The organism is Embleya sp. NPDC050493 (assembly GCF_044458105.1).
Lineage (GTDB): Bacteria > Actinomycetota > Actinomycetes > Streptomycetales > Streptomycetaceae > Embleya.
In genome coordinates, this window is the sequence record NZ_JBITHP010000045.1 from 47,845 (window position 1) to 62,536 (window position 14,692).

General features: G+C 70.9%; 13 protein-coding genes. 10 read left to right on the plus strand and 3 right to left on the minus strand.

Translation table 11 applies throughout. From position 1 onward, the window contains the following. Positions 1-240: 240 nt before the first annotated feature. The 5 genes from thrS (at position 241) to ACIBM5_RS44410 (ending at position 6,101) form a co-directional block, all read left to right on the plus strand. A complete protein-coding gene (gene thrS / locus ACIBM5_RS44390) occupies positions 241-2,220 on the plus strand; it encodes a threonine--tRNA ligase (protein WP_396012384.1) in 1,980 nt (659 codons plus the stop codon). A 79-nt stretch (positions 2,221-2,299) separates the two neighbouring features. After that, complete coding sequence (locus ACIBM5_RS44395) at positions 2,300-2,860, plus strand: HIT family protein (protein WP_391587587.1); 561 nt, start codon at positions 2,300-2,302, stop codon at positions 2,858-2,860. A 121-nt stretch (positions 2,861-2,981) separates the two neighbouring features. Beyond that, positions 2,982-3,386: a thiol-disulfide oxidoreductase DCC family protein gene (locus tag ACIBM5_RS44400; protein ID WP_391587586.1), complete on the plus strand. Its 405-nt coding sequence runs from the start codon at positions 2,982-2,984 to the stop codon at positions 3,384-3,386. Next, positions 3,383-4,657, plus strand: a complete 1,275-nt coding sequence (locus tag ACIBM5_RS44405) for a glycosyltransferase 87 family protein (protein WP_396012385.1) — start codon at positions 3,383-3,385, stop codon at positions 4,655-4,657. Before ACIBM5_RS44400 ends, ACIBM5_RS44405 begins: the two co-directional genes overlap by 4 nt. 175 nt (positions 4,658-4,832) lie before the next feature. Continuing rightward, on the plus strand, positions 4,833-6,101 hold the full coding sequence (locus ACIBM5_RS44410) for a hypothetical protein (protein ID WP_396012386.1): 1,269 nt from the start codon (positions 4,833-4,835) through the stop codon (positions 6,099-6,101). Here the strand turns inward: ACIBM5_RS44410 and ACIBM5_RS44415 are convergent. The 3 genes from ACIBM5_RS44415 to ACIBM5_RS44425 form a co-directional block, all read right to left on the minus strand. Then, positions 6,067-6,978, minus strand: coding sequence for a hypothetical protein (locus ACIBM5_RS44415; protein WP_396012387.1), 912 nt, complete (start codon positions 6,976-6,978; stop codon positions 6,067-6,069). The genes ACIBM5_RS44410 and ACIBM5_RS44415 overlap by 35 nt on opposite strands. Then, positions 6,975-7,367, minus strand: a complete 393-nt coding sequence (locus tag ACIBM5_RS44420; protein WP_391587582.1) for a hypothetical protein — start codon at positions 7,365-7,367, stop codon at positions 6,975-6,977. Before ACIBM5_RS44420 ends, ACIBM5_RS44415 begins: the two co-directional genes overlap by 4 nt. Positions 7,368-7,678: 311 nt before the next feature. Further along, the gene (locus tag ACIBM5_RS44425) at positions 7,679-9,838 is read right to left on the minus strand and encodes an elongation factor G-like protein EF-G2 (protein WP_396012388.1); all 2,160 of its coding nucleotides are present in this window, start codon (positions 9,836-9,838) and stop codon (positions 7,679-7,681) included. A gap of 290 nt (positions 9,839-10,128) precedes the next feature. On the opposite strand from ACIBM5_RS44425, the gene pgsA reads away from it, so the two are divergent. The 5 genes from pgsA to pdxS all read left to right on the plus strand — a co-directional run bounded on the left by pgsA (position 10,129) and on the right by pdxS (position 14,501). Continuing rightward, entirely contained in the window at positions 10,129-10,833 is a 705-nt protein-coding gene (gene pgsA / locus ACIBM5_RS44430) for a phosphatidylinositol phosphate synthase (RefSeq protein ID WP_391587580.1), read from the plus strand. Beyond that, positions 10,830-11,756 carry a phosphatidylinositol mannoside acyltransferase gene (locus ACIBM5_RS44435; RefSeq protein ID WP_396012389.1) on the plus strand — a complete coding sequence of 309 codons (927 nt, stop codon included), beginning with the start codon at positions 10,830-10,832 and terminating at the stop codon, positions 11,754-11,756. Before pgsA ends, ACIBM5_RS44435 begins: the two co-directional genes overlap by 4 nt. Next, entirely contained in the window at positions 11,753-12,874 is a 1,122-nt protein-coding gene (locus ACIBM5_RS44440) for a glycosyltransferase family 4 protein (protein ID WP_396012390.1), read from the plus strand. Before ACIBM5_RS44435 ends, ACIBM5_RS44440 begins: the two co-directional genes overlap by 4 nt. A 58-nt stretch (positions 12,875-12,932) precedes the next feature. Further along, entirely contained in the window at positions 12,933-13,469 is a 537-nt protein-coding gene (locus ACIBM5_RS44445) for a hypothetical protein (protein ID WP_355542609.1), read from the plus strand. An 87-nt stretch (positions 13,470-13,556) separates the two neighbouring features. Further along, positions 13,557-14,501, plus strand: a complete 945-nt coding sequence (pdxS, locus tag ACIBM5_RS44450; protein WP_391587577.1) for a pyridoxal 5'-phosphate synthase lyase subunit PdxS — start codon at positions 13,557-13,559, stop codon at positions 14,499-14,501. Positions 14,502-14,692: the final 191 nt, after the last annotated feature.

Sequence of the window (14,692 nt, forward strand, 5' to 3'; positions counted from 1 at the left end):
GGTGGATGCGAGGGTGCGGGCGTCTTCGCAGGTGTCTTCGCCGGCTTCCGCGCCGGCATCCCACCGGCGCCCGCGCCCGGGTGTGCCCACCGCGGGCCGGCGCCCGCCCGGGCCGGGGAAACCGAGGCAAGGTTCACGCTCCCGGCTCGATAGCATCGGTGTGCGAGCGAGAGCATCGGTGTGCGAGCGAGCCGAGTCCGGCCGCGCAGCACCCGCCAACCACATGTCAGGAGACGAACGGTGTCCGAAGCCCGAGTGACCATCAGCCGCGACCCGGACCGGGACGAGCGGGTGGTGACCACGGGCACTACGGCTGCCGAGCTCTTCGAGGGCGACCGCTCGGTGGTCGCCGCGCGCGTGGCCGGCCGGCTCGTGGACCTGGCGTACGTCCTGGTCGACGGCGACGAGATCGAGCCGGTGGGGATCGGCTCCCCGGACGGCCTGGACATCCTGCGCCACTCCGCCGCGCACGTGATGGCGCAGGCGGTGCAGGAGCTGTTCCCCGAGGCCAAGCTCGGCATCGGCCCGCCGATCAAGGACGGCTTCTACTACGACTTCGACGTCGAGACGCCGTTTCACCCCGACGATCTCAAGCGCATCGAGAAGAAGATGCAGGAGATCATCAAGCAGGGTCAGCGCTTCGCCCGCCGGGTCACCACCGACGAGGACGCGCGCACCGAGCTGGCCGACGAGCCGTACAAGCTGGAGCTGATCGGGCTCAAGGGCTCCGCCGCCGAGGCCGCCGAGGGCGCTTCCGCGGAGGTCGGCGCCGGCGAGTTGACCATCTACGACAACCTGAACGCCAAGACCGGCGAGCTGTGCTGGAAGGATCTCTGCCGAGGCCCGCACCTGCCCACCACCCGCAACATCCCCGCGTTCAAGCTGATGCGCTCGGCCGCCGCGTATTGGCGCGGCAGCGAGAAGAACAAGCAGCTTCAGCGGATCTACGGCACCGCGTGGCCGAGCAAGGACGAGCTCAAGGCGTACACGACCTTCCTGGAGGAGGCCGAGAAGCGCGACCACCGCAAGCTCGGCGCCGAGCTGGACCTGTTCTCCATCCCCGAGGAGATCGGTTCGGGCCTGGCCGTCTTCCACCCCAAGGGCGGCATCATCCGCCGCACGATGGAGGACTACTCGCGCCGTCGGCACGAGGAGGCCGGCTACGAGTTCGTGTACACGCCGCACGCCACCAAGGGCAAGCTCTTCGAGCTGTCCGGCCACCTGGACTGGTACGCCGACGGCATGTACCCGCCGATGGAGCTGGACGAGGGCCAGAGCTACTACCTCAAGCCGATGAACTGCCCGATGCACAACCTGATCTACCGGGCCCGGGGGCGCTCGTACCGGGAGTTCCCGCTGCGCCTGTTCGAGTTCGGCACGGTCTACCGCTACGAGAAGTCGGGTGTGGTGCACGGGCTGACCCGCGCCCGCGGCTTCACCCAGGACGACGCGCACATCTACTGCACGCGCGACCAGATGGCGGGCGAGCTGGACTCGCTGCTGACCTTCGTGCTGAACCTGCTGCGCGACTACGGGCTCGACGACTTCTACCTGGAGCTGTCCACCAGGAACCCGGAGAAGTCGATCGGCACGGAGGAGAACTGGACCGAGGCGACCGAGACGCTGCGCCAGGCCGCGCAGAAGCAGGGCCTGGAACTGGTCGACGACCCGGGCGGCGCCGCGTTCTACGGCCCCAAGATCTCGGTCCAGGCCAAGGACGCGATCGGCCGCACCTGGCAGATGTCGACCATCCAGGTCGACTTCAACCTGCCGGAGCGCTTCGACCTGGAATACACCGCCTCGGACGGCACCCGGCAGCAGCCGGTGATGATCCACCGCGCGCTGTTCGGCTCGATCGAGCGCTTCTTCGCGGTCCTGCTGGAGCACTACGCGGGCAAGATGCCGCCGTGGCTCGCGCCGGTCCAGGTGGTCGGCATCCCGATCACCGAGGAGCACGTCCCCTACCTCGAAGAGGTCGCGGCCAAGCTGAAGGCGCACGGCATCCGGGTCGAGATCGACGACTCGGCGGACCGCATGCAGAAGAAGATCCGCAACGCGAACAAGTTCAAGATCCCGTACATGCTCCTGGTGGGCGACGAGGACGTGCAGGCCGGCGCGGTGAGCTTCCGCTACCGCAGCGGCGAGCAGAACAACGGCGTGCCGGTCGACGACGCGGTGGCCGAGATCGTCAAGGCCGTCGCGGACCGCATCCAGATCTGACGCGGTGTCATCGGCCGCGGCCCGGGATCGCGCGACAGCGTGCGGTCACCGGGTCGCGGCCCCTCCCGGCCCACGGCATATGCTTCCTGGCATGACGAGCGAGCCCGAGATGCAGGACGGGGTTGGGGGGCCGGATGCCTTTGCCCGGCTGTGGACTCCCCATCGGATGGCGTACATCAAGGGTGAGAACAAGCCGTCGGGGCCGACTCCCGACGACGGGTGCCCGTTCTGCCGGATTCCGTCGCTGAGCGATGTCGACGGGCTCGTCGTCGCGCGGGGCGAGCAGGTCTACGCGGTGCTGAATCTGTACCCGTACAACGGCGGCCACCTGATGGTGGTGCCCTATCGGCACGTCGCGGACTACACCGACCTGGACGACGCGGAGACGATCGAGCTCGCCCGGTTCACCAAGCTCGCGATGGCCACCCTGCGCAAGGTGTCCGGTGCGCAGGGGTTCAACATCGGGATGAACCAGGGCCACGTCGCCGGGGCGGGGATCGCCGCGCACCTGCACCAGCACCTGGTGCCGCGCTGGGGCGGCGACACCAACTTCATGCCCGTGGTCGGGCACACCAAGGTGCTTCCGCAACTGCTCGCGGACACCCGCGAGATGTTGGCCTCCGCGTGGCCGGTCGACTGACCGGATCGGTCGGCGCCCCCAGGGTGCGGGCGCGCCGCGGGCGGGGTGGGCGCGCTCGGAGCCGGTGGGCGGAGGCGGTCCGATGGCAGGATCCAAGCGGCTGTTGTCAAGGAGAAGAGCTTTGAGCGCACGACCGGTTCTCGTGTACGACGGCGACTGCGGTTTTTGTACCCGGTCGGTGGAGTTCGCCCGGAAGCACATCCCGTTCGATGCCGACGTGGTGGCCTGGCAGTTCGCCGAACTCGAGGAACTCGGCGTCGAGCAGCACCGCGCCGAGCACGAGGTGTTGTGGGTGACCCCCGTCGGCACCGTGTACGGCGGCCACCACGCGGTGGCCAAGCTGCTGATGAACGCCGGCGGCCCGTGGGCGCTGGCCGGCGCCGCCCTGCGGGTGCAGCCGGTCAGCATCGCCGCGCACGGCGTGTACCGCCTGGTCGCGGACAACCGCGACCGCATGCCCGGCGGGACTCCCGCGTGTGCCATGCCGGCGCACCTGCGGCCGGATACCGTCACCCTGCACGGGTGAGTCGCGGGTTCGCCCTCGCGGTGGCCGCGGCGTCGGTCGCCGCGTACCTCGCGCTCGGCCTGTTCGGATCGGGCGACGCGTGGTGGCTCGGCGACCTGGCGGTGTACCGCTCGGGCGGAGCGGACGTGCTCGCCGGAGGCGGCGAGTTGTACACGGTCCGGCCCGGGCGGCTCCCGTTCACCTACACGCCGTGGGCCGGCCTGGTGTTCACGCCGCTGGCATGGCTGCCGTGGGTGGCGGTCAAGGCGCTGGGCGTGGCGGCGAACCTGGTCCTGCTCGCGGTGGCGACATGGCTCGCCTGGGGGATGGCCGGACTGCGCGGCGATCGGGTGCGGGCCACCGCGCTGACCGCCGCGGCGCTGTTGTGGACCGAGCCGGTGCAGGAGAACCTGCGCTTCGGGCAGATCAACCTGCTGCTGCTGGTGCTGGTCCTGTGGGACCTGTCCCGCCCGCGTGGGGCCCGGCTGGTCGGGGTCGGCGTGGGGCTCGCGGCCGGGCTCAAGCTGACGCCGGTGATCTTCGTCCCGTACCTGCTGCTGACCGGACGGGTGCGCGAGGCGGCGACCGCGCTGGGGACGTTCGTCGGCACGATCGCGGTGGCGTTCGTGGTGTTGCCGCGTGAGTGCGTGGACTACTGGGGTGGGCTGTTCTTCGACGATGCTCGGATCGGTCTGGCCCAGTTCCCCGGCAACCAGTCGTTGCACGGTGCGGTGGCTCGACAGTTCGGCGCCGACCCGGCGCCGGGTCTGCTGTGGCCACTGCTCGCGACGGTGGTGGCGGCGCTCGGGATGACGCTCGCCGTGCGTGCCGCGCGGCGCGGCGCGGAGCTCACCGGCATGGGGTTGTGCGCGTTGACCGCGCTGCTGGTGTCGCCGATCTCCTGGACGCACCACTGGGTGTGGGCGCTGCCGCTGGTGATCCTGCTGGTGGATCGGGTTCGGCGGACCCGGGCGTGGCCGGACGTGGTGGCGCTCGCCGCCCTGTGCGCCCTCGCGGCGGCGTATCCGATGGACCGGCCCCGGGTGGCCGGCGTGCTGCCCGCCGGTCTCGTGTGGACGGTGCCCTTCGGGGGCGATCGCGAGCTGCACCTGCGGGGGTGGCAATTGCTCGCGGGCAACGCCTATGTGATCGCGGGCGTGTGCGTGCTGATCGGTTGTCTGATCTCCTGTGTGATCGCCGAGCGGAGCGGTTCCGGATTTCACCCGTTTGCCCGGTTCGGCGCCGCTCGCCGATCGGGGGATCGATCCGGTTCCCAGGGTTTGGTCCCGTAGGCGCGGACGCCCTGCGCGGCCCGCGGCTGCACGGCCCGCCCGTCTCGGCCGTATCCCCTCCGGGCTGCGAGCGCACCGCCCAGCGGTGGCCATCCAAACCGGCGTTCGTAGACTTGTCCCATGTTCCCGCGGGGCCTCGAGCGCTCCGCGGACCTTCGTGGCGAGGCGGTACCGGATGCACGGCAGGGCCCGCCGGATCGGCATATCCACCGCGATACTCCTGCTGTGCACGCTGCTCGTGTCGACGCTCACCAGTGCCACCAAGGGTCCGCGGCCCACCGGCCCGCTCCTGATGGGTGGCGTGGCCGGCGAACCCGGCGCGCTGCAGATCGTGCCGACCGACGCCCCCGCGCGACCGCCCACCGCCGCGGAGCGCGCGTGGCTGGACGCCGGGCACGTGCCGGGCGATACCGCCGCTCGCCGGGACATGGCCGAGCGGGCCCTGCGCGATCTGCGGCTGCTCACCCGACCGGACGGCGCGGTGACCGCGTCCTGGCACAGCTTCTGGTCCAACGTCTGGCCCCGGGACGGAAGTTGGGTGGCCGCGGCGTACACCGCGACGGGACACCCCGACGATGCCCTGCTCGTCCTTCGGCACCTGGCCGGCCTGCAGCGCGCGGACGGGACGTGGGAGGCGCGCTACACGGTCGAGGGGATCGCGCCCGACCGGCGCCCGGCGCAGCAGGACGGCGGCGGCTGGATGCCGTGGGCGGTGTGGTTCTGGTACGTGGCACAGGACCCGAACGCCCCCGCGACCCGCGCGGGCCTGGCCGAGCTGTGGCCGGCGGTGCGTGCCGCCGCCGATCGTGTCGCGGGAAGCCTGCAACGGTCCGGGCTGCCGCCGGCGGGCCCGGACTACTGGGAGACGCGCACCGATCAGATCACCCTGGGTACGGCCGCGCCGCTGCTGGCCGGCCTGCGCGCATCCGCCGACCTGGCCCGCCGGATGGGCGACCCGGCGGCGACCCGGTGGTCCGCCGCCGCGTCCCGGCTCGACACCGGGATCCGCACCTGGTTCGGCGCGTACGGCTATCAGCGCACGCCGAGCTCCTCGGGGGGCGAGGACAGCGCGGTGACCTGGCTGGGGCCGCCGTTCGCGGGTTTCGATGCCAAGGTCGACTCGGCCGTGCGGCGCACCGCCGACCGGCTGACCCTGCCCAACGGCGGGATCCTGCCCGGTCTGGACTGGGCCGGCGACCCGTCCACCGCGTGGACGCCGGAGACCGCGTCCTTCGCGCTGTACGACGCCGCGTCGGGACATCCGGCGGCGGCCGCTCGTCGGTTGGACTGGCTCGCGGCGCACCGCACCGCCTACGGCTCGCTCCCGGAGAAGGTGGCCGCGGACGGCACGCCGGCTTCGGTGGCGCCGCTGGCGTGGACCGGCGCCGCGGTGCTGCTCGCGCTGGTGGCTACGGAACGAGCACTGCCGGCTCCGCCGGCGTGACCGTTCGTTTGGGCCGCACCCGCCGAAGGCCGGCCCGCAGCCTCGCGTCGACCTTCTCCCACGGCACGAACGCGGTGAAGCAGATCACCGTCGGCAGGAAGTGGATCTCGATGCTCAGGTAGGTCAACAGGTGGAAGCCCAGCCAGAAACACACCGCGAGGAACAGCCACCAGCGGCGCAGCACCAGCATCACCGGCGCGAGCAATTCGGCGATCATCATCACCCACTGGCCGAGCTGGAGCAGTAGCGGATGGTCCTGGAGGGGCCGGGCGAACCCGGTTCCGCGTCGCTCGATCGCCCAATAGAAGGTGGCGCCGGTCACCCAGCGGAAGCCGGACTCGCGGATCTTGGCCCAGGCCGCGAAGAAGTAGCTCAGCACCACCGACATCTGCATGCACCGGATCACCCAGCCGGCTCTCTCGTCGCTGTGCCGATCCCGGAATCGGGCCCGGCCGGCGGTGGGAAGCAACCACAGGGTGACGGTGATGGCGAAGTGGTCGTGGTCGATCTTCCCGTAGGACATGTAGACGAATTCCCACCACGTGAACGCCACCGCCATCACGGTGCCGGACAGCCGGGGCAGGATGCCGAGCGCGGCGATCGGGGCGCCGATGAACATCACCATCCGCAGCGTCTCGGCCAGGGCCGGGGTGGGCACCGGCAGCTGCAGCGTGTCCGCCAGCCAGACCGGCTGGTACAGCGACGCGGGCAGGTGTGCGTTGCCCATCGTGCCCTTGGTCAGCGCGGTGATGTCGTACAGCACGAAGAGGTAGACGAACAGCCGGATCCAGGCGATCCGCAGGACCGGGACCGAGGGGTACCACCAGCGTCGGGCGGCCCGGACCCAGCCCGCGGCGCCCTGCGCTGCGGTGCTCACTTGACCTCCCACTGGGTCAGCGTCTCGGTGAAGCGGCGTTCCTCGGCGGCGTCGCGCAGCACGACGGTGTCGCGCATCAGATAGAGCCGCAGATAGTGCGGATCGTGCGGGTAGCGCTCGCGTTGGTTCTTGGCCAATTGCTGGAGCAGGCTCGGATCCTGGAGGAACTTCCAGAGCTGGCCCTCCAACTGGGCGCGGCTCATGCCCGAGTGCGCCATCGGGATGTGGATGCGCCTGCCGTCCGTGGTGTCGGCGTCGACGTAGTTCGACTCGATCACGCCGTTGGGATCGGTGCGGAACGCGTACTGGGTGAGCGGACCGAAGGGGAACGCCATGTCGGTGCCCCAGATCGCGCCGCGCAACAGAGCGCCGAAAATCAGTACGGTCACCACCGCGCGCCAGCCCAGGCGGAAACCGCGGGATGTGCGCGGACGTCGTGTCGAGCCTTGGGACCCCCGATTGTTCACCCGCATATTGAACGCCATCCGCCGGGCACCCGGCACCTCGGGTGTGCGGCGGATGGCGGATCGACGGCCCAGGCCGTGTCCGGCGGATCTCGGTGGGGCCGCGCCGCCCGGCACCGCGTCTCGCCGCACCGGAGAAACAGCCGAATGGAACCACCATGCGGCTGCTTCTCCGGCACGCCGAGCCACGGCACCGGACGACGCGACCTCATCCACCAAGATCCACCGGACCCGGCCTAGTCGTCGGGCTGCGAGGTGACCTTCGCCGCGAGTTGTGGGGGCATCGGGTCGTGGCGGCAGTAGGAGCGGGCGAATTGGCCGGTGCCGTGGCTGATCGAGCGGAGGTCGATCGCGTAGCGGCTGATCTCGATCTCCGGGACCTCGGCGCGGATCAGGGTGCGGCCCGAGCCGGTCGGTTCGGTGCCCACCACTCGGCCCCGGCGCGAACTCAGGTCGCTGAGTACGCCGCCGACGTACTCGTCGGAGACGGTGACCCGTACCTCCGAGACCGGTTCGAGCAGGTGGATCCGGGTGGCCGCGGCGGCCTCGCGCAGCGCCAGCGCGCCCGCCATCTGGAAGGCCATGTCGGACGAGTCGACCGAGTGTGCCTTGCCGTCGGTCAGCGTCACGCGCAGGTCGACCATCGGATAGCCGGCCGCGACGCCCTTCTCCATCTGCGCCCGGACGCCCTTCTCCACGGACGGGATGAAGTTGCGCGGTACCGCGCCGCCGAAGACCTTGTCGACGAACTCGAACCCGGAACCGCCCGGCAGCGGTTCGACGTCGATCTCGCAGATCGCGAACTGGCCGTGTCCGCCGGACTGTTTCACGTGTCGACCGCGCCCGCTGGCCTTCTCCGCGAACGTCTCGCGCAGCGAGACCTTGTGCGCGACCGCGTCCACCGCGACGCCGTAGCGGCTGCGCAGCCGGTCGAGGAGCACCTCGACGTGCGCCTCGCCCATGCACCACAGGACCAGCTGGTGGGTGTCGGTGTTGTGCTCCAGGCGCAGCGTGGGGTCCTCGGCGACCAGGCGGGCGAGCGACTGGGAGAGCTTGTCCTCGTCGGCCTTGCTGTGCGCGCGGATGGCGACCGGCAGCAGCGGGTCGGGCATCATCCACGGCTCCATCAGGAGCGGATCGTCCTTGTCCGAGATGGTGTCGCCGGTCTCGGCCCGGGTGAGTTTGGCGATCGCGACGATGTCGCCGGCGATGCCGCGGTTGAGCGAGCGCTGGTGTTTGCCCAGCGGGATCGACATCGCGCCGATCCGCTCGTCCAGGTCGTGGTCCTCGTGTCCGCGATCGGCCATGCCGTGCCCGGAGACGTGCACCGTCATGTCCGGGCGCAGCGTGCCGGAGAAGATCCGGACCAGCGAGATCCGGCCCACGTACGGGTCGGACGTCGTCTTGACCACCTCGGCCGCGAGCGGGCCCTCGGGGTCGCAGGTCAGCGGGTCGCGGGGCTTGCCGTCGGGGGTGGTGACCGGCAGCACCTCGTGCTCGGGTGGTGCCGGACAGGCCCGGACGATGCCCTCCAGGAGTTCGATGGTGCCCAGCCCGTCGGGGGCGACCGCGAGCACCGGGTAGAACGAGCCGCGGGCGACGGCCGTCTCCAGGTCGGCGATGAGCGTGTCGACGTCGATCTGTTCGCCGGAGAGGTAACGGTCCATCAGGGACTCGTCCTCGCTCTCCGCGATGATGCCCTCGATCAGCCGGTTGCGGGCGTCCTCGATCAGCGGCAGGTGCTCGGGGTCGGGGTCGAGCGTTCGGCGGGTGCCGGAGGAGTAGTCGTAGACCCGCTGGGTGAGCAGGCCCATCAGGCCCGCGACGCCCTCGTCCTCGCCGTGCAGCGGCAGGTACAGCGGCAGCACGGTGTCCGAGTCGGGGTCGCCGAACACCCGCTGGCAGATCAGCACCATCTCGTCGAAGTCGGCGCGCGCCTGGTCGAGTTTGGTGATCACGATCGCGCGGGGCATGCCGACCGAGGCGCACTCGTCCCAGAGCATCCGGGTCGAGCCGTCCACGCCGTCGGCGGCCGAGACCACGAACAGCGCGGCGTCCGCGGCGCGCAGGCCGGCGCGCAGGTCGCCGACGAAGTCCGCGTAGCCGGGGGTGTCGAGCAGGTTGATCTTCACGCCCTCGAATTCGACGGGCGACAAGGACAGCGCCACCGAGCGGTGCTGGCGGTGTTCGATGTCCTCGAAATCGGACACGGTCGTCCCGTCCTCGACGCGACCGGCCCGGGGAATCGTCCCGGTCGCCACGAGCAGGGACTCCACCAATGTCGTCTTGCCCGCTCCCGTGTGGCCCACCAGCACCACGTTGCGCACCGAGTCCGGGCTCGCCGGCGCGGTTACCCTGCCGACGGTTCCGGCGCTAGCTCCGGATTTGTCCGCCATGTGCCACCTCCTGGTTGTCCATGTCGTGCGGTCGTCGTCGACGTCCCCGTACGCACAGGTGCCAGGGCCTGTCCGTCCGTTTCCGGCGGGTCCGTCGAGATCGGACGGACAGGCTCTTGTCGGTCGTCGGTACGCCAACGTCCGCAAATCGATTCCTGAACGGCAGCATTGCCCCGACGTCCGACCGAGTACAAGTGTCCTCGCCGGATGCGCTGTTCTCCAACGCGGCACGCCCGGGCAGGGCACGCCCGGGCGACGGGGGGCCCGGGAGGTGCGACCGCGTCAGTACGATGGGCGCACCAGGCGGGTCGAGTCCCTCGGATCCCCCGCCGCCCCGGCAATCCCTCGGGAAGGCGATGCTCAACAAATACGCTCGTGCCTTCTTCACGCGTGTGCTCACCCCGTTCGCGAGTTTTCTGCTGCGCCACAACGTGAGTCCGGACACGGTGACGCTGATCGGCACCCTCGGGGTGGTCGTCGCGGCGCTGGTGTTCTTCCCGATCGGCTGGTTCCTCACCGGCACGCTCGTCATCACCGCGTTCATCTTCTCCGACCTGGTCGACGGCAACATGGCGCGCCAGTTGGGCCGCTCGACCAAATGGGGAGCCTTCCTCGACTCCACGCTGGACCGGGTGGCGGACGCCGCGATCTTCGGCGCGCTGGCGATCTGGTTCGCCGGCGACGGCGACAACCTGCGCATGTGCATCCTGGCGATCTTCTGCCTCGGATCCGGCCAGGTCGTGTCCTACTGCAAGGCCAGGGCCGAGAGCCTGGGCCTGGCCTGCGACGTCTCCGGACTGATCGAGCGCGCCGAGCGGCTGGTCATCTCGCTGGTGGCGACCGGCCTCGACGGAATGGGTGTCCCCTACATCCAGGAGGCCGCGCTGTGGTTCATCGCGGTGGGCAGCCTGATCACGGTCTTCCAGCGGATGATCGCGGTGTATCGCTCGGCCTCCGCGATCGACAACGCGGTGTCCGGGGGTGACAAGGCATGACCGACCTCGGGCAGCGGCTGGCCGACACCGGGTACGCCCTGGGCTGGTCCGTGGTCAAGCGGTTGCCCGAACCGGTCGCCACCGCCGCCTTCCGGCGGATCGCCGACCTGGTCTGGCGGCGGCGCGGCGGCGGCGTGCTCCAGTTGGAGGCCAATCTGCGTCGCGTGGTGGGGCCCGATGCCACGCCCGAGCAACTGCGCGCGCTCTCCCGCGAGGGCATGCGCTCCTACCTGCGCTACTACCAGGAGGCGTTTCGGCTGCCGGTCTGGGACCGCGAGACTGTACTGGCCCGGATGGAGTGCGACCTGACGCTGCTGGACGAGTGCAGCGCCCGCGGCAAGGGCGTGATCTTCGCGCTCCCGCACATGGGCAACTGGGACCACGCCGGCGCCTGGATCACGCTCAAGGGCTATCCGTTCACCACGGTCGCCGAACGCCTGAAGCCGGAGTCGCTGTACAAGCGCTTCCTGGACTATCGCGAGTCGCTGGGCATGGAGGTGCTGCCGCTCACCGGCGGCGACGGCAACACGTTCGGCACGCTGGCGCGCCGGCTGCGCGAGGGCCGGCTGTTGTGCCTGCTCTCCGACCGCGACCTGACCGCCGGCGGCGTGCCGGTGACCTTCTTCGGCGAGCGGACCCGGATGGCCGCGGGCCCGGCGGCGCTGGCCGTGCAGACCGGCGCGGCGCTGATCCCGGTCACCCTGCCGTGGGACGGCCGGGTCGTCCGGGGCACGCTGCACCCGGAGATCGAGGTGCCCGCCGAGGGCACCCGCCGGGAGAAGATCGCGGTGATGACCCAGCGGGTCGCCGACGCCTACGCCCGGGGGATCGCGCGCGCCCCGCAGGACTGGCACATGCTCCAGCCGCTGTGGCTCGCCGATCTGGACCAACGCCGGCTCGCCCGGATCGGGGAGGCCAAGTGAGGATCGGCGTCGTGTGCCCCTACTCGTGGGACGTGCCGGGCGGTGTGCAGTACCACGTGCGGGACCTCGCGGCGAACCTGATCGCGCGCGGACACGAGGTGTCGGTGTTGGCGCCGGCGGACGACGACACCCCGCTGCCGGACTACGTGGTGCCGGCCGGGCGGGCCGTACCGGTGCGCTACAACGGCTCGGTGGCCCGGCTCAACTTCGGCTTCCTGTCCGCCGCGCGGGTGCGTCGGTGGATCCACGACGGGCACTTCGACGTGCTGCACATCCACGAACCGGCCACGCCCAGCCTGTCGTTGCTCGCGTGCTGGGCCGCGTCCGGCCCGGTGGTGGCCACCTTCCACACCTCCAACACCCGCTCGCGCGCGATGATCGCGGCCTACCCGATCCTGCAGCCGGCGCTGGAGAAGATCAGCGCGCGGATCGCGGTCAGCGAGTACGCGCGCCGCACCCTGGTCGAGCACCTGGGCGGCGACGCGGTGGTCATCCCCAACGGTGTGGACGTCGGCTTCTTCGCCGACGCACCCGTGGAGCCGACGTGGCAGGGCACCCCCGAGGCGCCCACCATCGGCTTCATCGGCCGCATCGACGAGTCGCGCAAGGGGCTGCCCACGCTGATCGAGGCGTTCCCGCGGATCGTCGAGGCGTTCCCGGGCGTGCGGCTGCTGGTGGCCGGGCGCGGGGACGCGGAGGAGGCGGTGCAGGACCTGCCGCAGGCGTTGCGCGACCAGGTCACCTTCCTGGGCATGGTCAGCGACCTGGACAAGGCCCGGCTGCTGCGCAGCGTGGACGTGTACGTGGCGCCCAACACCGGTGGCGAGAGCTTCGGGATCATCCTGGTCGAGGCGATGTCGGCGTCGGCGCCGGTGCTGGCGAGCGACTTGGACGCGTTCCGGCAGGTGCTGGACGGCGGGCGCGCGGGGGAGCTGTTCGCGGTGGAGGACGCCTCGGCGCTCGCCGCCGCCGCGATTGCGCTGTTGCGTGATCCGATGCGCAGGGACGCGCTGCGGGAGGTCGGGCGCAAGCATGTGCAGCGCTACGACTGGGAGACCGTGGGGACGGACATCCTGGGCGTGTACGAGACGGTCACCGCGGGGGCGCCGGCGGCGTGAAGTCGGCCCGGCCGGCGTCGCGGGCCGGTGCGCAGGCGGGGCATAGGGTCGCCGGGTGATGACTGTCATCTGGATCCTGCTGGCCGTGCTCGCGGTCGGCGTCTATCTCAGCTGGACCGCGGGGCGGCTCGACCGGTTGCATGCGCGGGTGGACTCGAGTCGGGCCGCGTTGGACGCGCAGTTGTTGCGGCGTTCGGCGGTCGCGCAGGAGATCGCCACCTCCGGGCTGCTCGATCCGGCCTCCTCGCTCGTGTTGGCCGGCGCCGCGCACGAGGCGCGCAACGCGGCCGAGGACGAGCGCGAGGTGGCGGAGAGCGACCTGACCCGCGCGCTGCGGTTCCTGTTCGAGGACCCCGCCCAGGCGGAGGACCTGCGGGCCCGGCCCGGCGGCGCGGAACTGGTCGCCGAACTGCAGACCGCGGTGCGGCGCGTGCCGATGGCCCGGCGTTTCCACAACGACGCGGTCCGCGGCGCCCGCGCGGTGCGCCGACACCGCTTGGTGCGCTACCTGCGGCTCGCAGGCCACGCCCCGTACCCGGTCACCTTCGAGATGGACGACGAGGAACCGCGCACATTGCAGCCCGGTGGTTCCTGACGAGAGCCACGCAAAGGCCACCGTGGACAGATTGGCCCGGGTAATTCGCCGGGGTGGCATGACATTAGGATCCACATCACCCGTACGATGGAGCCAACCGTCGTCGTTCGCATCTGTGTGAGGTCATCCGTGTCCACCACCCCCGCAAGCCCCCAGACCGGCACCGACCTGGTCAAGCGCGGCATGGCCGAGCAGCTCAAGGGCGGCGTGATCATGGACGTCGTCAACGCCGAGCAGGCCAAGATCGCCGAGGACGCGGGCGCGGTCGCCGTCATGGCGCTCGAGCGCGTGCCGGCCGACATCCGCAAGGACGGCGGCGTCGCGCGCATGTCCGACCCGGACATGATCGACGGCATCATCGGCGCCGTGTCCATCCCGGTGATGGCCAAGGCCCGGATCGGCCACTTCGCCGAGGCCCAGGTCCTGCAGTCGCTCGGGGTGGACTACATCGACGAGTCCGAGGTGCTCACCCCGGCCGACGAGTCGAACCACATCAACAAGTGGAGGTTCACCACCCCCTTCGTGTGTGGTGCGACCAACCTCGGCGAGGCGCTGCGCCGGATCACCGAGGGCGCGGCGATGATCCGCTCCAAGGGTGAGGCCGGCACCGGCAACGTGGTCGAGGCGACCCGGCACATGCGCACCATCCTCAAGGACATCAAGCAGCTCTCGGTGCTGGACGAGGACGAGCTGTTCGTCGCCGCGAAGAACCTCCAGGCGCCGTACGCGCTGGTCAAGGAGGTCGCCGAGGCCGGCAAGCTGCCCGTCGTGCTGTTCACCGCGGGCGGCATCGCCACCCCGGCCGACGCGTCGATGATGATGCAGCTCGGTGCCGAGGGCGTGTTCGTCGGCTCGGGCATCTTCAAGTCCGGCGACCCGGCCAAGCGGGCCAAGGCGATCGTGGACGCGACCCTGCACTTCGACGACCCGGACGTGATCGCCAAGGTCTCGCGCGGTCTGGGCGAGGCGATGGTCGGCATCAACATCGACACCCTCCCGGCCGAGCAGCGCTACGCCGGCCGCGGCTGGTAGTTCGCGCCGTCGAGTCCCTCGCGCCTCGAACAGCACACCGCGCGCACGCGAACAGCACGTCGCGCACTCGAACAAGCTGTGAGCCGGGCCCGGACGCGATCGCGGCCGGGGCCCGCTGGGGTCCAACGACGCGCCGCGGGTGTCGTGGGCACAACTCCCCTACAAGGTGGGCTCGGCCTCCAGGGCGACGT

Coding starts and splice junctions, on each gene's coding strand:
- ACIBM5_RS44395 (WP_391587587.1), top strand. CDS start 2,300: ATGCTTCCTGGCATGACGAGCGAGCCCGAGATGCAGGACGGGGTTGGG.
- ACIBM5_RS44410 (WP_396012386.1), top strand. CDS start 4,833: ATGCACGGCAGGGCCCGCCGGATCGGCATATCCACCGCGATACTCCTG.
- ACIBM5_RS44425 (WP_396012388.1), bottom strand. CDS start 9,838: ATGGCGGACAAATCCGGAGCTAGCGCCGGAACCGTCGGCAGGGTAACC.
- pgsA (WP_391587580.1), top strand. CDS start 10,129: ATGGGCGCACCAGGCGGGTCGAGTCCCTCGGATCCCCCGCCGCCCCGG.
- ACIBM5_RS44435 (WP_396012389.1), top strand. CDS start 10,830: ATGACCGACCTCGGGCAGCGGCTGGCCGACACCGGGTACGCCCTGGGC.
- ACIBM5_RS44445 (WP_355542609.1), top strand. CDS start 12,933: ATGACTGTCATCTGGATCCTGCTGGCCGTGCTCGCGGTCGGCGTCTAT.
- pdxS (WP_391587577.1), top strand. CDS start 13,557: ATGGAGCCAACCGTCGTCGTTCGCATCTGTGTGAGGTCATCCGTGTCC.